Here is a 22,732-nt window from a genome sequence, read left to right on the forward strand (position 1 = left end):
AACGGGCGGCTATGCGTCTCAAGTCAATCAAGCTGGCAGGTTTCAAGTCATTCGTCGATCCCACGACCGTACCTTTTCCGTCCAACATGACGGCGGTGGTGGGCCCCAACGGCTGTGGCAAATCCAACATCATCGACGCCGTGCGCTGGGTTATGGGGGAAAGCTCCGCCAAGTACCTGCGCGGCGAGTCCATGACGGACGTCATCTTCAACGGCTCCAGCGCCCGCAAACCGGTGGGCCAGGCCTCCATCGAACTGGTGTTCGACAACGCCGACGGCTCCGCGCCGGGCGAGTACGCGGCGTTCGCGGAGATATCGGTCAAGCGCCGGGTGTCCCGGGAAGGACAGTCCGACTACTTCCTCAACGGCTCCAAATGCCGCCGCCGGGACATCACCGATCTGTTCATGGGCACCGGTCTGGGGCCGCGCAGCTACGCCATCATCGAGCAGGGCATGATCTCGCGCCTGATCGAGGCCAAACCGGAAGAACTGCGGGTGTACATCGAGGAAGCCGCCGGCATCTCCAAGTACAAGGAGCGCCGCCGTGAGACCGAAAACCGCATCCGGCGCACCAATGAAAACCTGGAACGCCTGACCGACCTGCGCGAGGAACTGGATCGCCAGCTCCAGCACTTGCAGCGTCAGGCCCAGGCCGCCGAGCGTTACAAGACGCTCAAGCAGGAAGAACGCCAGAAAAAGGCGGAACTGACCGTGCTGCGCTGGCAGGCTCTCGACCAGCAACTGCAGTACGGCCGCGAAAAGATCAGCGAGACCGAGCTGGAGCTGGAGCGCCTGCTGACCGAGCGCGTTTCCCTGGAAACCCGGCTGGAAGGCCTGCGCGAGGACCACCAGGACCGCACCGAACATTTCAACCGCGCCCAGGCCCGCTACTATGAGGCCGGTGCGGACATCGCCCGCATCGAACAGAGCCTGGAGCACCAGCGCGAGCGCTCGCGGCAGATGGCCGCCGAGCTGGATCAGGCCCTGGCCAACCAGCGGGAGCTGGCCGAAGAGCTGGGCAGCGATGAGGAAAAGCTGAACCACGCCGCCGAAGAGCTGGCCATGCTGGAGCCGGAACAGGAAGAGCGGGCGGCCCGGTCCGAGGCGTCGGCGGACGCGTTGCAGTCCGCGGAACAGGCGATGGGCGAGTGGCAGCAGGAGTGGGAGAGCTTCAGCAGCCGCTCCGCCGAAGCCCGTCAGCGTGCCGAGCTGGCCCAGTCCCGCATCCGCGCCACCGAAGATGCCATCGACAGCCTCAAGACCCGTCTCCAGCGCCTGACCGATGAGCGTCAGCTGCTGGAAGGCCAGATCGACCGTCAGGAGCTGGACGACCTGCGCGAACAGCGCGCCATGCTGGAACTGCGTCGTGAAGAGGCCCAGGCCCGGATCGAAACGGCGGGCAGCGGTCTCCAGGAAGCCCGGGATGCCCAGGTGGAAGCCGAGACGGAAAGCCACGAACTGCGCGAGCAGCTGCAGACCGCCCGGGCCAACCTGACGTCCCAGGAAGCCCTGCTGGCTGAGCAGTTGGGCAGCAACGACGATGCCCTGCAGGCGTGGCTGGAGTCCCAGTCACTGGCGGGAAAACCCCGCTACGCCCAGCAGATCAAGGCGTCCAGTGACTGGTCTTTCGCCGTGGAGCAGGTGCTGGGCAGTTTCACCCAGAGTGTGTGCGTCGATGCCGTTGACGCGTTCAGCGGTTTGCTGGACGGAGCGCCGCGCGGCCTGTCCCTGATGACGGCGGCGCCGGGCGCGGGCGAGGCCACGGCGGGCCGGCTGTCGGCGGAAGTCAGCCAGTCCGGCGGGCTGCACGGGTTCCTCGACAGCATCCACACCGCCGCAACCCTCGACGAGGCCCTCGCGCGCCGCGACAATCTGGCGCCGCACGAAACCATCCTCACCCGCGACGGCGTCTGGCTGGGTCGCCACTGGCTCAAGACGCCGGAGTCCGCCGAAGGGCAGGTGGGTGTCATTGAGCGTCAGGAGAAGGTCGACGGGTTGAGGGCCGAGGTGGATTCCCTGAGCCAGTGCTGGGAAAGCGCCAGCGCGCGCCTGGCTGATCTCAAGGAGCGCACCCAGGACGCGGAGCTGCGCCGGGACGAGGCCCAGCAACAAGTGTCCGACGTGGATCGCGAGTTGAGCGACATCGGCTCGCGCATGAGTGGCCTGGAAGCTCGCGCCGAGCAGATTGAGTCGCGGCTGTCCCGGATCGACGAGGACTCCGCCGACGTCCGCGAGCAACAGGAAGACGAGCTGGCCAAGTTGGAGGAAGTGCGTGCGGTCTGGCAGGAGGCGCTGAATGCCACCGAGGACCACGCCAACGAGAAGGAATCGCTGCTCAGCCGGCGTGATTCGGTCCGCGAAAAACTCGACGAAATGCGCCACCAGGCCCGTCACGACCGGGATCACGCCCACCAGGTGGAGCTGCAGGTGCAGTCGCTGCAAAGCCAGCACAGCGGCCTCAAACAGACCCTGGATCGCATGCAGCTCCAGAAGGAGCGCCTGGAAGAGCGCATCATGGTGCTGCGCGAGAACCGCGAGGTGGCCGAGGAGCCGATCGAAGACCTGGCGATGCAACTGGAAGGCTTGCTGGATCGTCGCCTCGCCGAGGAAGAAAAACTCGGCCAGGCCCGGGACTCGCTGGAGGAAATCGACCGCGAAGTGCGGGAACTGGAGCAGGGCCGGAGTAAGGCGGAACACCGGATTCAGGACGTCCGCGCCACGCTCGAGAAAGCCAAGATGGAATCCCAGGCGCTGGAGATCCGTGCCAGCAACTACCTCGAGCAGTTGCAGGAGCTGGACGTCAAACTGGCGGAGATTCTCGAATCCCTGCCGGAAGAAGCCAGCGAAAAGGACTGGGCTGACGAACTGGAGAAAATCGGCAACCGCATTCAGCGCCTCGGCGCGATCAACCTCGCGGCCATCGACGAGTACCAGGTCCAGAGCGAACGCAAGACCTACCTGGATTCCCAGCACGAGGATCTGATGGAGGCGCTGGAGACGCTGGAGTCGGCGATCCGCAAGATCGACCGGGAAACCCGGCAGCGCTTCAAGGAAACCTTCGACAAGGTCAACGGCGGCCTGCAGGCGCTGTTCCCCAAGGTGTTTGGCGGCGGCAGCGCGAGCCTGGAGTTGACCGGCGAAGACCTGCTGGAAACCGGGGTGGCCATCATGGCGCGCCCGCCGGGCAAAAAGAACAGCACCATTCACCTGCTGTCGGGCGGGGAGAAGGCGCTGACCGCCATTGCGCTGGTGTTCTCGATCTTCCAGCTCAACCCGGCGCCGTTCTGTATGCTCGACGAGGTGGACGCGCCGCTCGACGACGCCAACGTCGGCCGCTACGCCAACATGGTGAAGGAAATGTCCTCCCAGGTGCAGTTCATCTACATTTCCCACAACAAGATCGCCATGGAAATGGCGGATCAACTGATGGGGGTGACCATGCACGAACCTGGCTGTTCGCGACTGGTATCGGTGGACGTGGAAGAGGCTGCCGCGCTCGCCGAGGCCTGACGAATCAAGGAATTGGCGGCAATAGTTGCAATCTGCTGTCAAATTTATGCCGTTACGAATGACAAACCCGCCATGTGGCGGGCTGGCGCGTTGTATTCCTGACACTCATTGCTTAGAGTATTCAGGAGCCGACGGGCGCCAGCAGGGCATTGTCCAACGCCAGCAGGATGTTGTTTATAGATACGTTTGTAGACCGGCAAACGAATGATCCGTGAATGCGATCGCTAAATGATTGCGTAACGGTATCCGCCGACCGTTTTCACAGCATCCTGTACCGGCAAACGCCTGATGTCACCGTAAAGGATTAGAAGAACCAACAGGACCGCATTTCTATGTCTCTGCGTGAATGGTTAATTGCCATTGGAGCCTTGATTATTCTGGGTATTGTTATCGACGGCGTGCGTCGCATGCGCCGTGCCCGGAAGGAGGCCATCGCTATCTCCAATGGCATGGGTGCCGACGATATCGACGGCTCGCCCATCGACGAAGAATTCAACCCCGAACTGCCTAACGGCGGATCCCGCCCGGTGACGGCGGATACCCTCGAAGAACGCGGCTACGTGCGCCAGGCGCACAAGTCCCGGTTTGGCCCCAAGCGCCAGAAGCCCACGCGGCCGGTGGTGGACGCGCGACGTGAGTCGGTCCCTGAAGTGACCGATACCGTCGTGGACGATGAATCCTTTAAAGAGACTACGGCGGACACTGCACCGTCACCCGGCGGCTACGAGGCCGATGAGGTGTACGAGGCCGATGCGGTTTACGAGGAGCCGGTGGAGCACATGAGCGCCGTCGACGAGGCGCCCGATGATTATGCCGGCGGCTGGGACGAGCCGGAGGATGAACGCTTCGAAGAGCCGGTTGTCGAAAGCGCGCCGCAAGCCCCGGAGCCCGAATTCGAGCCTGAACCGGCGGTTCAGCCCACGGTGGAAGACGACACCGCCAGTCGGCACACGGCGGGTCCCCACGCCGTGGACAGCGACGCACCCAAGGCCGGCGCCAACCGTCCCGATGCCCAGGAAGTCATCGTCATCAACGTTTTGTCCCGTCAGGACAAGGCGTTCGAAGGACCGGCGCTGCGCAAACTGTTCGAGGCCTGTGGCCTGGAGTTTGGCGACATGGACATCTACCACCGCCACGAGGAAAGCGACACCCGCAGCCCGGTCCAGTTCAGCGTCGCCAGCGCTGTTGAGCCGGGCACGTTCCGGCCCGAAGACATGAAGACCATGAGCACACCGGGCATCAGCTTCTTCATGAGCATGCCGGGGCCCTCGGATTCGCTCAAGGCGTTCGAGTTCATGCTGGAAACCGCACAGTGCGTGGTGCATAACCTCGGTGGCGAAATGAAGGACGAGCGCCGCAGTGTGATGACGCCGCAAACCATTGAGCATTGTCGACAGCGCATCCGGGAGTTCGAACGCAAACGGCGCTCCAAGCGGGTAGGCTGACGCGACGACTGCAGGAATACCCCGAGAATATGCCATAATGCCCGGTTTTGACCGGGCATTTTTGTGACAGGCGGAAAGACATGACAGATTCAGTGGCTCAGCGTATTGAGCAGTTGCGCACCGAGATCGACGACCACAACTATCGCTATTACGTGCTCGACGAGCCGGCGGTTCCGGACGCCACCTACGACCGTTTGTTGCGGGAGCTGCAAAGCCTGGAGGCTGAACACCCGGAACTGGTCACGCCCGAGTCGCCCACCCAGCGTGTGGGCGCAATGCCCTCCAACACCTTCGCCGAGGTCGCGCACCGGGTGCCCATGCTGTCCCTCGACAATGCCTTCAGCGCGGAAGAGCTGGAGGACTTCGATCGTCGAGTGCGCGATCGCCTCAGGCGTGAGGAGCCGGTGGAATACGTGTCCGAGCCCAAGCTCGACGGTCTGGCGGTCAGCCTGGTCTATGAGAACGGCGCGCTGATCCGCGCCGCCACACGGGGCGACGGCTACACCGGCGAGGATATTACCGCCAACGTCCGCACCATTCCTTCAGTGCCGCTCAAGCTTCGGGGCAAAGGCTATCCGGAGACCCTGGAGGTGCGTGGTGAGGTCTACATGCCCAAGGCCGGTTTCGAGAAGCTCAACGTCGACCTGGCCAACCGCGGCGAAAAGACGTTTGTGAACCCCCGCAATGCCGCCGCCGGCAGTCTGCGCCAGAAAGACGCGCGGGTCACCGCCCGCCGCCCGCTGGAACTGTGCACCTACAGCGTCGCCGTGGACGACGAGACGGTCCTGCCCGGGTTCCACTGGGACTGTCTGCAGAAGCTGAAGGAATGGGGTTTCCGCATCAACCCGGAAATGCGCAAGGCAGTGGGTGTCGAGGCTTGCGAAAAGGCATACGAGACCCTGATGGAACGCCGCAACGATCTGGCCTATGAGATCGATGGCGTCGTCTTCAAAGTCAACGAGCTGGCCCTGCAGCAGACGCTGGGCTTCGTGTCCCGCGCACCGCGCTGGGCCATCGCCTACAAGTTTCCCGCGCAGGAAGAAATGACTGTTGTCGAGGCGGTGGAGTTCCAGGTAGGCAGGACCGGCGCGGTGACGCCGGTGGCACGTCTCAAGCCTGTCTTTGTCGGCGGTGTGACGGTGAGCAACGCCACCCTGCACAACATGGACGAAATCGAGCGGCTGGACCTTCATGTGGGCGACACGGTCTTCATCCGTCGCGCCGGTGATGTGATCCCCCAGGTGGTCAAGGTGGTCCCGGAGAAGCGCCCGAAAGACGCGCCCACCGTAACGCGCCCGGAACATTGCCCGATTTGCGGCTCCGAGGTGGTGCAACTGGAGGGTGAGGTGGTCGCCCGCTGTACCGGTGGCTTGTACTGCGGCGCGCAGCAGCGCGAAGCCATCCGTCATTATGGCTCTCGTCGCGCCCTCGACATTGAGGGGCTGGGCGAGAAGTGGATCGATATCCTGGTGGACCGGGGCATGGTCAAGACCGTCGCCGACCTCTATTCGCTGACGGTCGACGACCTGAAAACCCTGGACCGTATGGGCGAAAAGTCGGCCAGCAACCTGGTCAACGCCATCGCTGAATCCAGGCGCCCGGAGCTGTGGCGTTTTATCTACGCCCTCGGTATCCGAGAGGTGGGCGAGGCCACGGCCAAGGGATTGGCATCCCACTTTGGCGATCTGCCCCCGATCATGGAGGCCGACCAGGAAGCCCTGGTGGAGGTGCCGGACGTGGGGCCGATTGTCGCCGGACACATCCGCCTGTTCTTCGAGCAGCCCCACAACCAGGAAATCCTGGACGCCCTCAAGAATGCGGGCGTGCAGTGGCAGACGCTGGAGCCGTCGGCCGCCCCGAAGCCGCTGAAGGGACAGACGTTCGTACTCACCGGCACGCTGTCGGAAATGACCCGGGAAGAGGCTAAGGAGCGCCTGGAAGCCCTGGGCGCCAAAGTGTCCGGCAGCGTTTCCAAAAAAACCAGCTATGTGGTGGCCGGCGAGGCGGCCGGCTCCAAGCTGACCAAGGCCGAATCCCTGGGTATAGCTGTGATGGATGAGGGCGAGTTCCAGGGATTCCTCGAAGAGCAGGGTGGTTAGCATCCCGTCCGGATAGGCCACGATGCGAGCCCAGCGCGCATAGTGGCCGCCATCCCTCCAATCTGAGAACTCGCGCAGATAGCGCGCCCGCCGAATTCATTACCATGAACCGGAAATGTAACGGCCTGTAACGAACATCGTCCAAGACGCGATGCCGCTGCCGGCCGTTGGCACAATAACAATACCGGCCATGGATGATTGAATGCGCGCCAACCGCCCGTCTCGACCCGAGCCTGTCTGCTTTCTCAAGCCCGCCCGGCACCGGACTGTTTTCCGCCTGGTGCTGCCCATACTGATGGCCGCCGTCCTGCTGGGCGGCTGTCGCACGGAAAAGTCCTCCGACGCGCCCACCATTATCGGTACGCCGCCGGCTACTGCTTACCTCGGTGTGGAATACGCATACAACTTCGGCGCCTATGGTGGCGACCGGATTCTCGATTATTCCCTGACCAACGCGCCGGCCTGGCTGGGGCTGGAGGACACCAGCAACAAGGCGCGTCAGGGCATCATCCTGCGCGGCGTGCCCGGTGTGACCGGCGGCGGACGCGGCGAGGCGGACCTGGGTGCCCACGACAACATCAATCTCACCACCACCGACGGCGGACGGGTAGGCGTCGAGGCGTTCGACATCGACGTCCAGGAAAACACGGTGTCCATCGACGCGCCGGATTACACCGAAGGCGAAACCGGGGCGGCCGTTGAGGGGGCCGGCGAGGGTGAGATCTGCGTGCTGCCGGAGATGTCCGGCACTGGCCGCCACGAAGTGACCTATGACCTGTATAACGAAGACGGCAGCGCCTCCGGCGATACCGCGAGCCGGGTGCTGGAAACACGCCCGGTGCTGGTTACCGTGCGTCTGGCTGAGCCGTCGGTCCTGGCGACCAGGCTGGCCTTTGAATTGGAGAGCGACTTTGATCCGGCCGACTGCGATGGCGGCGCGGACGGCCAGGCCTGCGAATTCTCGACCGAGAACCTGCAGCTGGTGCAACTGGGCAAGGACGTGGTCCTCGCCGGCAATCGTAACGGCAGTGGTACCCGCGAACGTCTGCCTCAGCCGGATTATGTCGAGGTGATCGACGATACGTCGGGCGTACTCACCGTTCCGCCGGGGATCACGGAATGTTTCATCCGCCTCGAAGTCGTCGACGATCCGTTTCCCGAGCCGACCGAGCATTTCCGCCTGGCTCTGACCGAGGTCCGCGAGGGCCTGGTGTCCCTGGGCAGTGATGGTGATGGCCTGGGCGAGGCCCTGAGCATTTCCGACAACGCGCCGACGGTGAATTTCCAGTCGCTGGAAGGGCATGCGGCCAGCGCCCTCAACGAAGGTGCGACGGGGCGCTTCCAGGCGGTGCTGGATCGCGGCGACGCCCCCGCGTCGCAGGCCTATTCGGTGCGTCTGTTCAATGACCCGGACGTGGCCGAGGCCGGTGCCGCGGATTTCGAGTTCCGGGTGCCTGATCCGGAGGCTCCGGAGACCTTCGTCGCCGGCACCGACCTGACCTTTCCGGCCAACGAGGATACCGCGTACTTCGAGGTGGCCGCGGTTGACGATTCCGCTGCACCGCCGGCGTCCGAGGACCCGGCCGGGGACGGCCCGGATAATGGCGACGAATTCCTGTCGGTCACCGTCGACGCCAGCTACCAGAACGGACGCGCCTTCTACGCGGCGGCCGGTACACCGCTGACGCTGTGGCTCAATGAACTGACATCACCGCTTCTGGTGGGCGACGCCGCGGCGGGCAGTGTGCCGTCGGATCTGGTGGTGGGAGATAACGGTCGCGTTTTCGTCGCCAGTTCCCTCCAGGACGACGCCAGCGGAGATTACTACGCCACACTGGATATCTACGACCGGTTCGGTGGCAGCGCCCCGGAGCAGACGTTGACGGTGGCGACCGGCAGCACGGTGGCGCCGGAGCCGCGCCTGGCGTTCGCCCAGCGGGTGATTGAAGCGGGTTCGGAGAAGCGTATCCGCCGCTCGCTGGTGATGGCGTTCCGTACGGACGGCGCCGTGCCGGGAGCGACCAGCCGCGGCGGCCTCGACCAGGCGGTCTATCTGTACCGGCGCGATGCCGACGAGCCGGGCTACACGGAAGTCTGGCACCGACAGGACGGCACCGGTGGTGACGAGACGCCGCTGGCGATCCGTCTGAACACCTCCGACCAGATCTTCCTTGCCGGCGAGACAACCGGCGCCTGGCCTGGGCAAAGCCGGCGTGGCGGCGTGGACGTCTTCGTCCAGCGCATCGACACGGTCACCAACAACGGTGTCGAGGCTCCGGAAACCGCCTGGACCCACCAGCAGGGCTCGGGCGCCGCAGACGGTCTGGCCGGGCTGGGCGTCGACAATCTCACCACCACGCTGGTCGGTACCACGCTGGGACAGATCGGCAACCAGACGCCACTGGGCGGGCGCGACCTGTTCCTGTCCAGGGTGACAGGGGCGGGCAGCGACGACGCCACGACGAGCCAGGTCGGTACCGCCCGCGGCGACACCGCGAACGCCGCTGACATTGATGATACGTTTGCGTGGCTGGTCGGCGACGGGGCCTTTGGCTACTCGCAGCACATCGACGAGTCCGAGTACGTGGCTGAGCTGGTGGCGGGTGCCGACGGTCGTTCCGGCACCGGCTATGTGCTGACCTATGAGCTGGATGGCACGTTCGATTCGGCGCTGACGCTCAACGATGGCGACGATCTGTCCGATGAGCGTTGGTCGGCCGCCGCCGGGTTTGACGGCGACCTCGTCATCGGGGGACACAGCAGTGGCGCCTTCGTCGAGGGTTCCGGCGGCGGGCTGATCCTGGCACGCGTTGGCCGCGAGGAGCAGGTCGTGATCGAGGACAACGAAGACGACCCGGACTCGCCGATCGAGCACCGCTTCGGGCGCCTGCTGGAGCGGGGGCGGGACCAGTATCCGTCGCTGGGCACCGGTGCCCGACTGGAACGTCTGGCGGTTTACGAAAACGCTGAGATCACGGCGTTGGTATCACGTAACGCCGGCGGCAGGATCTACGAAGTGCTGCTGTTCAATGGTGATGGCGAGTGGCTTAACCCACCTTAGGGCGGGCTGTTCAGACGTTGCCGGCCTGGGCGCTGCTCTCCGCGTAAAGACGCAGGAAGTCGCGGCCGGTGACGATGCCTTGCGGGTTGGAGCCCGGGCCGATGACCAGCGCCGCGTCCAGGCGGTGGGCGAGCATCATGCGGGCGAGCTGATGGGCGTCGGTCTCCGGAGTGGACGTGAGGAAGGCGGGCAGTTCCACGCTGGCGAAGCGAATCAGGCGGTCGTCTTCCGGTTGTTCGCGCAGCCAGTGCAGCATCCAGCGGTCGCTGATCAGCCCGGCGACGCGCTCGTCGGACACGATGGCCAGGTGATGGATGTCGAAGCGCTCCATCAGTTCGAATCCCTCGCGAAAGGTGGCGCTGGCCGGCAGGGTGTGGACGTGCTCGGTGGCCATGCGGGAAACCGGAATATAGGCACCGCTTTCCGGATCGCTGGACTGGGTCTGCTCGCCGTATTCGTTGATGGCTCGCTGTGCGGCGGCCTGGCGCTGCTGGGTTTCTACCACGTCCACGGGGTCGTTGCGGCTCTCATGGGCGGGTTGGGACTCGTTCAGCTCATCGACGGTGCCGATACCCTGGCCGCGGTAGACCTCGGGCAGGCGGGTTGGCTGGGGGCGTCCGGGTTCACTGACAAATATGGGCATAGGCCATCCTCACTGACTGCAGGCAAGGGGATGCAACCCCGTTGGATACCTTATCGGCGAATGGCGCCAAAAATGAACGACTTTATCGTAACAATCAGAAACGTGGCTCGAATCGTTGCGAAATTCGCCGGAATGCAGTCCAGGGCGCATGGCGGTCATCAAGTGTTCGACTCCCGGCAGCGCGCCAGGTTCAGTCTGCCGCTCATATCGACCTCAAGACAACTGGGTTGTGCCGTCATCCGGTCCACCAGCCACTCGGCCAGCAACGGAGCCAGGGCGAAACCCTTGCTGCCCAGGCCGGTAAGGACGTAGAGCCCGTCCGGCTGATCGCCCACGGCGCCGGCGACGGGCTGGTAATCGTGAGTCGTGCAGCGGAAGGCGACCCGGCCGCGAAGTTGATCGGCAGCAGGTGCGTCGTGACCCCAGAGGTCCGGAAGCCACTGGCTCAGTTTGTCCAGGTTTTCCCGGTGAGACGCGGCCGAGACGGCCGGATTCTCGTCACGCAGGTCAAAGGTCGCGCCGGTGACGGCCCAGCCCTGATGCGCCGGGTTGAGGTAGCTGGGGCCGCAGACCACCACCTCGGGGCAGGCCGCGAAGGCTTGCTCCGGGAGCTGGCTGACCTGGCCTCGTATGGGTTTGAAGCGATAGCCGGTTTCTCCCGGCAGCAGAGTTTCGATCCGGTGTCCGGCAGCGAGCACGATTTGCGGGGCCGCAACCTCGAAGCCGTCGGTGGTTGTGACGCGCCAATGCTCGCCATCGTGCGCCAGGGTTTCCACGGTGGCGTTGAAACGGCAGCGGATCGACGGGTGATCGAGCAGACATTGGCAGACACGCCGCGGCGCCAGCCAGCCGCTGCCCGGGAACCAGAGCCCTGCGTGCGCGATGGGCACGCCGCTCAGTTGGCTCGCCTCGTCAGCGGTGACCGGGCGCAGCACCTCGGCCGGATAGTGGTTGCGCGCAATGAAACGACTCTGCCGGGACGCTTCCTGCTCGGTGGCGGCGATTTGCAGTAGCCCGGTCGGGTGCCAGAACGGCTCGGTATCGCCGGCCAGTGGGCTGTATCGGGCGTAGGTGCGTTGGGCGTGGAGCAGGGCGGCCAGGGCGAGGCGGGTCTCCGGCGTCCGATCGATACCCAGCTTCACGTAGAGCGCGGCCTGGGGGTTGCCGGAAGCCGCGTCCCCGGGGCCGTCCCCGGCGGCCAGGACCTCGACCTCGTATCCACGTTCGGTCAGGTTGCGCGCGGTGAGGGCGCCTGCGATACCGGCGCCGACGACAATGGCACGCGGACGCTCAGACGCCTTGTGATCGACGACATCGCCCGGACGAAAGCAGCCGACCAGCATGTCCCGCTTGCGGCCATAGCCCGGCGTCTTGCGCATCTCGAAGCCGACGGCCTGCAGGCCCCGGCGCACAGCCCCGACGGCGGTGAAAGTGGCCATGGTGGTGCCCGGCTTGCTGTGTGTGGCGACGGCGTCGATCAGGCGGTCAACCCACAGGTCCGGATTCAGGGCCGGGGCGAAACCGTCCAGGAACCAGGCGTTGGCGGTGAAGTCCAGGCTCTGCCAGGCCTCCAGCGCTTCGCCCAGGTAGAGCGTCAGGCGCACGCGGCCGCCGTCGAAAACGAGCCGGTGAGTGCCGCTGATCAAGGCGGGGTACTGGTCGAGCAGTTCCGCGCTGAGTGGCGCCAGTTCCGGCCACAGTTCGAGCGCCTGGGTCAGGTCTTCGTGGGTCAGCGGAAACCGCTCGGCCGTGACGAAATGCAGGTTGGCGTCGGCCGGCGCGTGGCTGCGCCAGGCCTGCCAGGTGGCGAGGAAATTCAGCCCTGTGCCAAAGCCGGTTTCGGCGACGACAAAGCTGTCGCCGTTGCCGAGGTTGGCAAAACGGCGGTCCAACTGATTGTGGCAAAGGAACACATAGCGCGTCTCCTCCAGACCGTTGTCACGGCTGAAGTAGACGTCTCCGAAACGCCGGGAGACCGGCTGGCCGTCGCGCCATTCGATGTCCGCCGACTCGATCGCCGGGCCGGCTGACGGCGGGCTGAGGCGAGACGGATTGGGACGAGACGGGTTGGTGCGAGACGTGCTCTCGCTCATTCCGGAGCGTTCTCCGCAGCAACCACCGTAGCGGAGCGGATGATGACGGGCTCGGTCGGTGCATTCGCCATCATGCCCTTGCGCTCGGTGGGGAGCGAAGCAATGGCGTCAACCGCGCCCATGCCTTCGATCACCGTGCCAAATACGGTGTAGCCTGCGCCGCGAACGCCTTTGTTCAGGTATTCGTTGTCGACCAGGTTGATGAAGAACTGGGAGGTGGCCGAATCGGGATCGTTGGTCCGGGCCATCGCAACCGAGCCGCGCACGTTGCCGAAGGTCGAGCTGGCCTCGTTGGCCACCGGATCGCGGGTCGCCTTGCGCTGCAGGTCCGGTGTGAAGCCGCCGCCCTGGACCATGAAGCCGGGGATGACACGATGGAAAACGGTGCCGTCGTAGAAGCCGGACTCAACGTATTGGAGGAAATTATCGACGGTCTGTGGGGCCACGTCGGGACGCAGGCGCAGAGTAATCACGCCCTCGGTGGTGTCCAGCCGCACAATCGGCATCTCGCCGTTCTGCGCCTGGGCCGCACCGAAACCACCGAGACTCAGCATCAGGGTCAGGATGAAGCGGAATGCGGTCACAGAAACCGAGTCTTTTACGCGTTTTTTCAGGGCCGGAATCGTCAAGGTGGCGTCCTCGTGCTTGGCTGTAGGAATGCAGCGGAGTGTACCAAATTTCCGGTGACAGGACGGCCCGGCCCTGGCAACAAGGCGCATCGCGCAGGAGCGACACACGGAGGAGACAGTGAACACGAGGCAGGCTTATCTGGATAAATCCCGACTGGGTCGGCTGCTGGTCAATCGCGGATACCTCAGCGAAGGGCAGCTGATACAGGCGCTGGAAACGCAGCGCGCCTCCGGACGGTTACTGGGTGAGGTGGTGGTGGCGTCCGGCTGGCTGACGCACCGGGAACTGGAACGGGTCCTGCGGCAACAGCGCCGTTACCGGCGCGCGGCCGCGTGGGTTGCGGTTGTCACCTTGCCGCTGCAGCCTGTGGTCACGCTTGCTGCAGTGGCGCCGGACGGTTCTGAAGCGGCGCCCGTCGGCCAGATCATGAACCCTGGGCGCGGCTTCCAGCCCTTGAGCGACCGTGAAATGCAGACTGCTGCCGGGCAGGGTAGCGACACCCTGAAGGCCCGGATCGAAGCCGTGGCCAACCTGGGGCAGGCCGCGCAGGGTGAGGAGATGGATGCCGTCGAGGGGCTCAGGCTGCTGGCGCACACTTTCGTGCCGGTGTTGAATTTTCTTGAGGCTGACGTGACCGTCTCCGGCGTCCATTACCGGTCGGGCAGTCCGCGGATCCGGATTCAGCAGGATGGCGGGGTGCGCCTGGCACTGCCGGAGCGGATCGAGCGTATCAGCCTGACCGATATCCGGGTGACGAACGGAACCGGGCCTACATTGGGTAACATCGGCTTGCACGACATCCGTTTTTCGCCGGACTCAACAATGACCATCTACGTGCGCGACTGACCTCGTTTGTGTGCTGATGCAGGTTTGGGGGTGATCAGCGTCGCCAGCGGAAGGGAAAAAGACGTCGCGGATAACGAGAAAAGCCGGCAACAGGGCCGGCTTTTCTTTTGTATTCACACCCGGTGGCGGTTCAGGCGCTGGCCAGGACCGTCTTGTGGCTGACGGCCGAGGACTGGCCGGAAGAGCCGTACAGTTTGGCCTGGTCCGAGCAGCCCCGGAAAATCTCATTCAGGCGGCCAAGGCGCTGTTGCAGGTGTCCAATGATGCGGCCGTTAACCTGGTTGAGGCGCTGGCAGGCCTTGAGACGGTTTTCCGCGTCCTGCCAGAGTGTGGTCAGCTCCTCGATGCCGGCGCTGCGGATGAATGTGGACGGTTGTCCGTTGCGCGGGTTGAACCCCATCTGGACCAGAGCGTGGATCTTTTGCTTGGCCCGTTCGCGGACGGAGGCGAGAAGCCGGTTCTTCTCCTGGGTCACGCTTTCCAGGCCATCCACATTGGAGGATTTGAGCAGCGACTTCTCCGAAGCCAGAACGCCTCCCAACTGCTCAAGCTGTTTGATGTCTTCTCTCAGAAGTTTCTTCAGTTCATCAATGGCGGCCATGATCTACTCACCCAAAAATGCTTTGATCCATATCAAGCATTTTCTGGGCCAGTTTCTCTGCATCCACCTTGTAGCTGCCGTCAGCCAGGGCGGCCTTAATCTGCTCGACACGCTCGTCGTCGACTTCCGGGTAGCTGTTCATCTGCTCTTCCAGCTTCTTCAGGTCCCGGGCCTGGCTGCTCAGACTGACGCTGTCGGGCTGGGAGCTTTGGGTACGAGCCTGTTCGGTCGGCGTCGAGGGGCTTTTCGGCGCAGACTGCTCAGATACGTTCTGGTTGGTCTTGGTGTTGACGTGCCCCGGGCCAACGCCATTGAAATTAACGGACATATCGATACCTGCACATGGTGTGATCTAACCGGTTACATAATGTATCGGCCGGCTCCTGGGAAGCTTTAGCGACTTTTGACATTTTTTCGGCAGGTCGTTGCCGCTTCCAGGCAAGGCCTTGCCGCTCATACTGATGGTTGTGGCTACATCGGGACTTCGACGTGCCCGGGGCTGGTGACCAGCGCCCGCAGTGTCTTTTCTGAACGCAGGTTCTGTACCAGGACCTGCTCGCCTACGCGCCCATTACCCAGGGCCTTGCCGCGGGACTGGACGGCGATCGGTCCGCTGCGGGCGATAATAATAACATGGTCGCCCCGGGCCACGGCATCCGGCTGGGTCACGATATCCGGCGTGAACAGGGTGCCGGAACTGACCGAGCGACGGATTTCCATGCCCACGAGGGATTGGCTGTCGGTTATGGCGCCGCGCCGCGAGGCATTGATGACCACCGCCTGGGAGCGGATCATGCTCTCGGTGACCCGGGCGCCACGACTCAGTGCACGCGCCGCCACCAGGGCCTGACCGCGGATTTCCATGGACACCGACAGGTACATGCGCCAGGGGCGCTGGCCCTGGCAGGAGACCTCCAGGGTGGGCTGGGTGGTCTGCATGGGATTGCTGGAGAAATCCACCGTCGGCCCATCCGGGCAGGCGGCAAGGTTGAGTCGGGAGTCCAGGTTGCCCAGACTGTAACTGACCTCGCGGCCTTCGGCCTGCTGCTCGCGGACGAACTGCTTCAGAAACTCGTGGGCGGCATCCCGTATCATCCGGGGCGTCGTTTTTTCGACGGCCGCCGCCTGGGACACGACCGTCAGGCCCAGCAGCAGAGACAAAATGTATACGCGCATTTTCGACAGTCTGTCCTATGCTTACGGTGAGTTTGGAACATGCAATGAGACGGAATTCGCCCTAGGCCCTATTGACGGCTTTCCGTCACCGTCGGAAGATGCGGGACCCTTTGGTGGTAATCTCGCAATAACCGTGCCGACTAAATGTTTCGGGATGGCCGACCTCGCGGGGTGAAACTGAGTAAAAGACAGGTAACAGCGTATGGCCGGTGTATTGGACAGTGTTAATCAACGCACGCAGCTGGTGGGGCAAAACCGCCTTGAACTGCTGCTGTTCCGGTTGCGGGGACGTCAGGTGTACGGCATCAACGTCTTCAAGGTGAAGGAAGTGCTGCAGTGTCCCAGGCTTTCCTCCATTCCCAAGAGCCGTTCGGTCGTACGTGGCGTGTCCCACATCCGTGGCGAAACCATTCCCATCATCGATCTCGGTCTGGCCATCGGCATGCCGGAGCTGCCGGCGTCGGATCTGGCGGAGAGTTTCGTGATCATTTCCGAGTACAACCGGCGCACCCAGGGTTTCCTGGTGGGCGGCGTGGACCGGATCGTTAACCTGAACTGGGAAGAGGTCTCGCCGCCGCCGAAAGGTGCCGGACGGGAGGTTTACCTCACTGCGGTCGCCCGCATCGACGATCAGCTGATTGAGATCATTGATGTTGAGAAGATCCTGGCCGAGGTGTCGCCGCTGTCGGAAGACGTGGGCGAAGAGATGATTGGCCGGGGAGCGAGCAGCGACCGTTCCAGCACGCGTCCGGTGCTGGTGGTGGATGACTCAAGCGTCGCCCGGCGTCAGGTCGAGCGCTGCCTGACGGCGATTGGCCTGCAGGTGGTCGTACGTAATGACGGCAAGCAGGCGCTGGAATACTTGCGCGAACTGACCGCCGATGGTTCGGACGTGTCCGATCATCTGTCGCTGATCATTTCCGATGTGGAAATGCCGGAAATGGACGGTTACACCCTCGTGTCCCGCTGCAAGGAAAACCCGCAGCTGAGTTCCGTCTACATCATGCTTCACACCTCGCTGAGTGGCGTCTTCAACAAGGCCATGGTCCAGAAGGTGGGGGCGGACGACTTTATGGCCAAGTTCAGTCCCGACGAACTGGCTGAGCGCGTTATGGAAGTCATGGACAAGCTGTAAAAGGCAACACCCGACCGGATGCACCGCAACTGCTGAGAGCTCATGAAATCAGAGATTACTCCCCAGGAATACGACGCCTTCAAGACTTTTTTGCAGGACGCCTGCGGCATACTGCTCGGTGAAAACAAGCAGTATCTGGTGAAGAGCCGACTGCGCAAGATCCTGGAGGAAAACGGGTTTGATACGCTGGGAGGCCTGGTCAAACAGCTGCAACGACCGCGCGACCCGCTGCGACAGGTGGTCATCGACGCCATGACCACCAACGAAACCCTCTGGTTTCGTGACACCCACCCGTTCCGCATCCTTACCGAACGACTGTTGCCGGAGCTGGCGGAGCAGAAGGGCGGCCAACCTTTGCGCATCTGGTCCGCCGCGTGCTCGACCGGGCAGGAGCCGTACTCCATCGCCATGGCGATTGACGAGTTCCGCCGTCTCAAGCCGGGCAAACTGCGCGGTGATGTCAAAATCACCGCGACCGACATCTCCCGCAGCGTCCTCGACGTCGCCCGCAAGGGCGAGTACGAAATGCTCGCCATCGGTCGCGGCTTGTCCCCGGAACGCCAGCGCAACTTCTTCGCACCGTCCCCCAGCGGCGGCTGGCAGATCAAACCGGCCATCAAGAGCATGGTCGAGTTCAAGGAACTGAACCTGCTGGAACGATACATGCTCGGCAAGTTCGACCTCGTGTTTTGCCGCAACGTCCTGATCTATTTCTCCGCGGATCTCAAGAAAGACATCCTCACCCGCATGCACGGCGCCCTGAGCCCGGGCGGATACCTGATCCTGGGAGCTTCCGAATCCCTGAATGGATTGCCGGAATACTACGAAATGGTCCAGTGCCAGCCGGGCATCATCTACCGCGCCAAGAAAAAGTGAAACTGATCAAAAACTACACTCTGCGTTGTTTTTGAAAGAAATTTGCGAAAGGGTGTTGCCAAACCCGGGCAAAAGCATTAGAGTTTGCGCCCTCAGATCGGGGCAGCCCATCTGAAACAGTTTATTGGAGAGGTGGCCGAGTGGCTGAAGGCGCACGCCTGGAAAGTGTGTATACGTTAATAGCGTATCGAGGGTTCGAATCCCTCCCTCTCCGCCAATAAAAAGACCCGGCTCAGTGAGCCGGGTTTTTTATTGCCTGAGGGCGGGTGAGAACCCTCGCGGGTTCGACCGAAGCAGGCGAAGCCTGCGTAGGAACGTCGGAGCGCCAGCGACGACGGCCCCGAAGGGGTGAGGCGCGCAGCGCCGAATAATCCCGACTGGGAGTGCTCCGAACGACACTCCACAAGAATGATTGAAAGGCGCCAAATCACCGTCTCTATGGCCACCTGAGCCGATCCACCCCCACCCATTCCGTCCTCTCAAAAAACGCCTCAAACAACGCCCTGTCACACTGTACGTTCGCCAGTTCGGCAAACTGAAACCTGACCGCCGCACCCGGACTCTGCTGACACAGCCGGCTGCAATCCAGCGCCGCCACGGTGCCGATCTTGGGGTAGCCGCCCATGGTCTGGCGGTCGTTGAGCAGGACGATGGGTTGGCCGTCGGCGGGGACCTGGATGGCGCCCAGGGCGATGCCCTCAGAAAGGAGCTTGATGTCCGGCACCTCCAGCGCCGGCCCGGCCAGGCGGTAGCCCATGCGGTCAATCTGTTGGGTGATGTCATAGGCGCGAGTGGCCAGGGTATGGCGGGCCGAGAGGCTGAATCGGGCGTACTGATAGCCGGGAATCACCTGCAGGGTCAGTGGCTCGGCGTAATCTGGAATGAACCCGGCCGGTGTCTGATGGGCTGCGGCGGTTGCACCGTCCGCGCAGGGGATCTCCTGGTCGCTTTCCAGTTGGGTGAAGCCGGGTAATTGTTCACGCGGCGTCATGGAGCGGCTGTTGCAGAAGCGTTCGCCCTGCCAGCCCGCTTTGACGGCGATGTAGTTCAGTAGGCCGCTGCGGGTGGCGCCCAGCGCCAGCCGGTCGCCGGGTTTGAGGTTGTGGGTTCGCCACGGACCGGCGCGGCGGCCGTTGATCGTCAGTTCGGTGTCGGCGCCGGTAACGGCAAGGGTCATGGCGCTCCGGGCTTCGGCCTGGAACTGGCCCATCAGGGTCTCGATGCAGGCGTCGTTCGGTTCGTTCTCCAGCAGCTTGTTGGCCCAGCGAAACGCGTGCAGGTCCGCGGCCCCGCCGGGGGCGAGGCCGAGGTGCTGGCTGCCGCTGCGGCCCAGGTCCTGCAGCGTGCTCCTGAGACCGGCGGACAGGATGCGCAGACCGCTCACAGCTGCCCTCCCAGATCGATAAACTCCTCTCGGGTGATGGCGCGGAAGCGGACCCGATCGCCGGTCTGGAGCAGCGACAGGGCGGTCAGCGAGAACAGCTCGGTTGGGCAGCGGCCGATGAGGTTCCAGCCGCCGGGGGAGACCGACGGGTAAACCGCGGTTTGCTGGTTGGCGATGCCAACGCTGCCCGCCGGCACCCGCTGGCGCGGCGTGGCTTTACGCGGCGTGGCGATGGCGGGGTCCACCTCGCCCATGAAGCCGAACCCGGGGGCGAAGCCCATGGCAAACACGCGATAGCTGCGGCCTGTATGGCGCTGGATGACGTCGTCGACGGCCAGGCCGGCGTTGCTGGCCAGTGCTTCCAGATCCAGGCCCACGTCCGGGTGATAGTAGACCGGCAGCTCGATATCGCGGCCGATCTGCTCGTCGGCCGGTGGGTGGCTGTCCAGGTCATCAATGATCGCCTGGATGGCTGAAACTGCCCGCCGGAAATCCACGCGTTGCACGTCGTACAGGCAGAGCAGGGTGGTGTAGGCGGGGATCTGGTCGACGATCCAGCCGCCCAGGCGCTCGGCGATGAGATCGCGCACCTGCAGGATACGGGGCGTCAGGGCATCGTCCATGGTCTCGCCGAAGCGGATCAGGACGCCATTCTCGGATACGGGTTCGACGATCACGCGGCCTGGCCCAATGCCTCGCGGATGGCCTTCACGGCCGCCAGGGATTCGGGGTTATCGCCGTGCACGCACAGGCTGTCGGCGGGCAGGTCGAGCCACTGCTGCTCAACGCTGAAGACGCCGCCGCGTTCGGCGAAGCTGCGCGCCTGGTCGACGATGCGGGTCTGGTCGTGGTGAACGGCCCCTTCCAGCTTACGGGACACCAACTGGCCGTCGTTATCGTAGGCCCGGTCGGCGAAGGCTTCCAGCAGCAAGGGCACGCCAATCTCCCGCGCCACGGCACGATGGCTGTCGTGGAAGCGGGTGACGGGGATCATCAACGGCAGGTCGGGATCGTAGCCGTGTACGGCGCGCATGACCGCTTCGAGGATCGCCGGGTCCTGCATCATGTCGTTGTTGAGCGCGCCATGGGGTTTGACGTAGGCGATCCTCTGACCGTGGGCGCGGCAGATGCCGTCGAGCGCGCCGACCTGATACCAGATCAGGGCGTGGATTTCGTCCGCGGTGTGGGGGATGGAGCGACGACCAAAGCCATAGAGGTCGAAGTAGGCCGGGTGGGCACCGATCTCGACCCCGTGCCGCGCGGCCAGTTGAACGGTGCGCACCATGATGTTGGGGTCGGACGCGTGAAAGCCGCAGGCCACATTGGCCATATCGATCAGCGGCATGACCGCTTCGTCGTTACCCATTTGCCAGGCCCCGTAGCTTTCGCCCAGGTCGCAGTTCAGTTTCAAAGCGTTCTCCCCGCATGGATCCATGACGTCAGCATATCAGTCTCGACCGCCTGGATCAGCCGTTCCTCGTGAGTCTGGCGGGCGCTTGTTAAATCCCGTGAAAGATGACGAGGATCTCGTCAATTCAAGTGGTTGGCCACGATTTGCAATAAAACTGTCACACGGCTTTTCTACGCTCAGCGGGACATTTTTGAGAGGTTGTTCACGTTATGAGCCTAACCGTCCGCATGCGCCTGATGGTGTTTTCCGGCTTCTGCCTCATCGCGTTGGGCGGTCTGGCGGGGCTGGCCCTGTCCGTGGTCCACGAAGCCAAGGAATCGACGGATCGGCTGGTGCGCGAGGAAATGGCTGACGTCTGGCTGCTGACCGACCTCGACCGGAGCCACCGGCAGCTCAAGGATCTGGCCTACAAGATCAAGGCGCAGCTGCTGCTCTGGGATGAAATCAACGCCCAGTTCGAGCAAACGTCCCAGGCCATTCGGGAGCAATGGCAACAGGCGCTCGACAACCCGCGTATGCGCAGCTGGGCTGAAGAGAACCAGGCTGACCACGACAAGGTCCTCGAGCTGTTAAAGGCTCTCAAGGCACCCATCGACGAGCAAAGCTACTACTCCGCAGGCAAGGTCGTGGACTTCCAGCTGTATCAGGCCGTCGACCCCATGCTGCAGAAGATTGACGAGATGCGCAGCGCTGGCCGCCAGGTGACCGACACCGGTTCCGACCAACTGCTGACCTTCCTCGACCAGCAGCAGCGTTTCGTGTTGGGCGGTGCCGCGGTCGCATTGCTGGTGGTCATGCTGTTGACCTACTGGCTGCGGCGCACTGTAACCACTCGACTGCAGGTGATTTCCGATCAGCTGCGGGCGATGGAGTCGGCCTCGGACCTGTCCCGCACCCTCCCAATCAGCGGGCGAGACGAAGTGACGTCGGTGGCCCAGGCCATCAATGGCCTGCTTTCCAAGTTCCGCGAGTTCGTGGGCGACGTCACGGGCTCCGCCGTAGCGCTGCGCGAGCGCTCGTCGAATCTGGATGAGCAGGCCGAAGCGGTGCATTCGTCCACCGCCAACACCAACCGGCAGATCCGCGACGTGGTCGCCTCCATGGGCGCCATCACCGCCAGTGCCGGGGAAATCGAACAGTCAGCCCGCCAGACGCGGGAGCAGGTGGAAGGCGCCGTGCGCGGCAACGACGATGTGCAGGTCCAGCTGCGGGAAAGCGAAGACGCCGCCGAGCACGCGGTCGAAGTGATCGGCCGGGTGGCCGGCGCCATCGAGGATCTGCGGGGCTCCAGCGAGAAGATCGAGCAGGTGATCAGCGTGATCGCGGAAATCGCCGAACAGACCAATCTGCTGGCCCTGAATGCCGCGATCGAAGCGGCGCGGGCCGGCGAGCAGGGGCGCGGTTTCGCGGTGGTGGCCGACGAAGTGCGCGGGCTGTCGCGACGCACCGGCGAATCCACGGATCAGATTCGGCAGTGGGTCAATGAGCTGGTGGAACAGGTGGATCACGCCAACGGGCTGCTGGGTGAGACCCGCCAGGCCGGCGATAGCAACCGGGAAACGCTGGGCACCCTCAAGACGCACCTGGGGGCCATGAAGCAGACGTTCGACGATCTCATGCATTTCAGTAACGACGTGGACCAGGCGATTCTCGTACAGCGGGATGAAATCGGTCGCGTCGGCCGGCGCGCGGATGCGCTGGGCGAGAGCTCCCAGGGACTGGAGGAACACGCGGGCAAGACCAAGGCGGTCAGCGACCAGCTGCGCGAGCAGTCGTCGTCGCTGGAAACGCTGATTGCCCGCTTCCAGGTCTGATTCGGCGGG

At 63.7% G+C, this 22,732-nt stretch carries 17 protein-coding genes and 1 tRNA gene; 9 read left to right on the top strand and 9 right to left on the bottom strand.

Annotated features, from left to right (window positions below; all coding sequences use genetic code 11):
• The first annotated feature begins 11 nt into the window (after positions 1-11).
• The 4 genes from smc (at position 12) to GQB00_RS02045 (ending at position 10,114) form a co-directional block, all read left to right on the top strand.
• On the top strand, positions 12-3,509 hold the full coding sequence (gene smc / locus GQB00_RS02030; protein ID WP_165855040.1) for a chromosome segregation protein SMC: 3,498 nt from the start codon (positions 12-14) through the stop codon (positions 3,507-3,509).
• Positions 3,510-3,841: 332 nt separating this feature from the next.
• A complete protein-coding gene (gene zipA, locus GQB00_RS02035) occupies positions 3,842-4,954 on the top strand; it encodes a cell division protein ZipA (RefSeq protein ID WP_165855041.1) in 1,113 nt (370 codons plus the stop codon).
• An 80-nt stretch (positions 4,955-5,034) separates the two neighbouring features.
• Positions 5,035-7,053 carry an NAD-dependent DNA ligase LigA gene (gene ligA / locus GQB00_RS02040; RefSeq protein ID WP_165855042.1) on the top strand — a complete coding sequence of 673 codons (2,019 nt, stop codon included), beginning with the start codon at positions 5,035-5,037 and terminating at the stop codon, positions 7,051-7,053.
• A gap of 202 nt (positions 7,054-7,255) precedes the next feature.
• Entirely contained in the window at positions 7,256-10,114 is a 2,859-nt protein-coding gene (locus GQB00_RS02045) for a Calx-beta domain-containing protein (protein ID WP_165855043.1), read from the top strand.
• A 10-nt stretch (positions 10,115-10,124) separates the two neighbouring features.
• Here GQB00_RS02045 and GQB00_RS02050 read toward each other — a convergent pair whose 3' ends face one another.
• The 3 genes from GQB00_RS02050 to GQB00_RS02060 form a co-directional block, all read right to left on the bottom strand.
• Entirely contained in the window at positions 10,125-10,757 is a 633-nt protein-coding gene (locus tag GQB00_RS02050) for an HPP family protein (RefSeq protein ID WP_165855044.1), read from the bottom strand.
• A 158-nt stretch (positions 10,758-10,915) separates the two neighbouring features.
• On the bottom strand, positions 10,916-12,850 hold the full coding sequence (gene mnmC, locus GQB00_RS02055) for a bifunctional tRNA (5-methylaminomethyl-2-thiouridine)(34)-methyltransferase MnmD/FAD-dependent 5-carboxymethylaminomethyl-2-thiouridine(34) oxidoreductase MnmC (RefSeq protein ID WP_165855045.1): 1,935 nt from the start codon (positions 12,848-12,850) through the stop codon (positions 10,916-10,918).
• Positions 12,847-13,434: a peptidylprolyl isomerase gene (locus GQB00_RS02060; RefSeq protein WP_407657818.1), complete on the bottom strand. Its 588-nt coding sequence runs from the start codon at positions 13,432-13,434 to the stop codon at positions 12,847-12,849. Before GQB00_RS02060 ends, mnmC begins: the two co-directional genes overlap by 4 nt.
• 163 nt (positions 13,435-13,597) lie before the next feature.
• Here GQB00_RS02060 and GQB00_RS02065 point away from each other — a divergent pair, with 163 nt between their 5' ends.
• A complete protein-coding gene (locus GQB00_RS02065; RefSeq protein WP_165855046.1) occupies positions 13,598-14,326 on the top strand; it encodes a pilus assembly protein PilB in 729 nt (242 codons plus the stop codon).
• Positions 14,327-14,456: 130 nt separating this feature from the next.
• Here the strand turns inward: GQB00_RS02065 and GQB00_RS02070 are convergent, their stop codons facing one another.
• From GQB00_RS02070 to flgA, 3 genes are all read right to left on the bottom strand, one after another.
• Positions 14,457-14,927: a flagella synthesis protein FlgN gene (locus GQB00_RS02070; protein WP_165855047.1), complete on the bottom strand. Its 471-nt coding sequence runs from the start codon at positions 14,925-14,927 to the stop codon at positions 14,457-14,459.
• Between the two features lie 7 nt (positions 14,928-14,934).
• Entirely contained in the window at positions 14,935-15,255 is a 321-nt protein-coding gene (gene flgM / locus GQB00_RS02075) for a flagellar biosynthesis anti-sigma factor FlgM (RefSeq protein WP_111496345.1), read from the bottom strand.
• Positions 15,256-15,398: 143 nt separating this feature from the next.
• Positions 15,399-16,103 carry a flagellar basal body P-ring formation chaperone FlgA gene (flgA, locus tag GQB00_RS02080; protein WP_165855048.1) on the bottom strand — a complete coding sequence of 235 codons (705 nt, stop codon included), beginning with the start codon at positions 16,101-16,103 and terminating at the stop codon, positions 15,399-15,401.
• 202 nt (positions 16,104-16,305) lie between these two features.
• On the opposite strand from flgA, the gene GQB00_RS02085 reads away from it, so the two are divergent.
• From GQB00_RS02085 to GQB00_RS02095, 3 genes are all read left to right on the top strand, one after another.
• A complete protein-coding gene (locus tag GQB00_RS02085) occupies positions 16,306-17,238 on the top strand; it encodes a chemotaxis protein CheV (RefSeq protein WP_165855049.1) in 933 nt (310 codons plus the stop codon).
• A 42-nt stretch (positions 17,239-17,280) separates the two neighbouring features.
• On the top strand, positions 17,281-18,114 hold the full coding sequence (locus GQB00_RS02090; protein ID WP_111496342.1) for a CheR family methyltransferase: 834 nt from the start codon (positions 17,281-17,283) through the stop codon (positions 18,112-18,114).
• 126 nt (positions 18,115-18,240) lie between these two features.
• Positions 18,241-18,331, top strand: a tRNA-Ser gene (locus GQB00_RS02095).
• Between the two features lie 219 nt (positions 18,332-18,550).
• Here the strand turns inward: GQB00_RS02095 and GQB00_RS02100 are convergent.
• Genes GQB00_RS02100 through GQB00_RS02110 form a run of 3 tightly spaced genes read right to left on the bottom strand, consistent with a single transcriptional unit; the run spans position 18,551 to position 20,933 of the window.
• Positions 18,551-19,498: a biotin-dependent carboxyltransferase family protein gene (locus GQB00_RS02100; protein WP_165855050.1), complete on the bottom strand. Its 948-nt coding sequence runs from the start codon at positions 19,496-19,498 to the stop codon at positions 18,551-18,553.
• Positions 19,495-20,175 (bottom strand): 5-oxoprolinase subunit PxpB, encoded by a 681-nt coding sequence (gene pxpB / locus GQB00_RS02105; protein WP_323127232.1) that lies wholly within the window; start codon positions 20,173-20,175, stop codon positions 19,495-19,497. Before pxpB ends, GQB00_RS02100 begins: the two co-directional genes overlap by 4 nt.
• Positions 20,172-20,933 carry a 5-oxoprolinase subunit PxpA gene (locus tag GQB00_RS02110; RefSeq protein WP_165855051.1) on the bottom strand — a complete coding sequence of 254 codons (762 nt, stop codon included), beginning with the start codon at positions 20,931-20,933 and terminating at the stop codon, positions 20,172-20,174. The genes pxpB and GQB00_RS02110 overlap by 4 nt, the downstream gene beginning before the upstream one ends.
• 185 nt (positions 20,934-21,118) lie before the next feature.
• On the opposite strand from GQB00_RS02110, the gene GQB00_RS02115 reads away from it, so the two are divergent.
• A complete protein-coding gene (locus tag GQB00_RS02115) occupies positions 21,119-22,723 on the top strand; it encodes a methyl-accepting chemotaxis protein (protein WP_165855052.1) in 1,605 nt (534 codons plus the stop codon).
• Positions 22,724-22,732 lie beyond the last annotated feature (9 nt).

The organism is Marinobacter sp. JSM 1782161 (assembly GCF_011421605.1).
Taxonomy (GTDB): domain Bacteria; phylum Pseudomonadota; class Gammaproteobacteria; order Pseudomonadales; family Oleiphilaceae; genus Marinobacter_A; species Marinobacter_A bohaiensis.

Bases quoted from the DNA above. Each gene is read 5' to 3' on its own strand.
- smc (WP_165855040.1), top strand. From the start codon at position 12: ATGCGTCTCAAGTCAATCAAGCTGGCAGGTTTCAAGTCATTCGTCGAT.
- zipA (WP_165855041.1), top strand. From the start codon at position 3,842: ATGTCTCTGCGTGAATGGTTAATTGCCATTGGAGCCTTGATTATTCTG.
- ligA (WP_165855042.1), top strand. From the start codon at position 5,035: ATGACAGATTCAGTGGCTCAGCGTATTGAGCAGTTGCGCACCGAGATC.
- GQB00_RS02045 (WP_165855043.1), top strand. From the start codon at position 7,256: ATGCGCGCCAACCGCCCGTCTCGACCCGAGCCTGTCTGCTTTCTCAAG.
- GQB00_RS02050 (WP_165855044.1), bottom strand. From the start codon at position 10,757: ATGCCCATATTTGTCAGTGAACCCGGACGCCCCCAGCCAACCCGCCTG.
- mnmC (WP_165855045.1), bottom strand. From the start codon at position 12,850: ATGAGCGAGAGCACGTCTCGCACCAACCCGTCTCGTCCCAATCCGTCT.
- GQB00_RS02070 (WP_165855047.1), bottom strand. From the start codon at position 14,927: ATGGCCGCCATTGATGAACTGAAGAAACTTCTGAGAGAAGACATCAAA.
- flgM (WP_111496345.1), bottom strand. From the start codon at position 15,255: ATGTCCGTTAATTTCAATGGCGTTGGCCCGGGGCACGTCAACACCAAG.
- flgA (WP_165855048.1), bottom strand. From the start codon at position 16,103: ATGCGCGTATACATTTTGTCTCTGCTGCTGGGCCTGACGGTCGTGTCC.
- GQB00_RS02085 (WP_165855049.1), top strand. From the start codon at position 16,306: ATGGCCGGTGTATTGGACAGTGTTAATCAACGCACGCAGCTGGTGGGG.
- GQB00_RS02090 (WP_111496342.1), top strand. From the start codon at position 17,281: ATGAAATCAGAGATTACTCCCCAGGAATACGACGCCTTCAAGACTTTT.
- GQB00_RS02110 (WP_165855051.1), bottom strand. From the start codon at position 20,933: ATGGATCCATGCGGGGAGAACGCTTTGAAACTGAACTGCGACCTGGGC.
- GQB00_RS02115 (WP_165855052.1), top strand. From the start codon at position 21,119: ATGAGCCTAACCGTCCGCATGCGCCTGATGGTGTTTTCCGGCTTCTGC.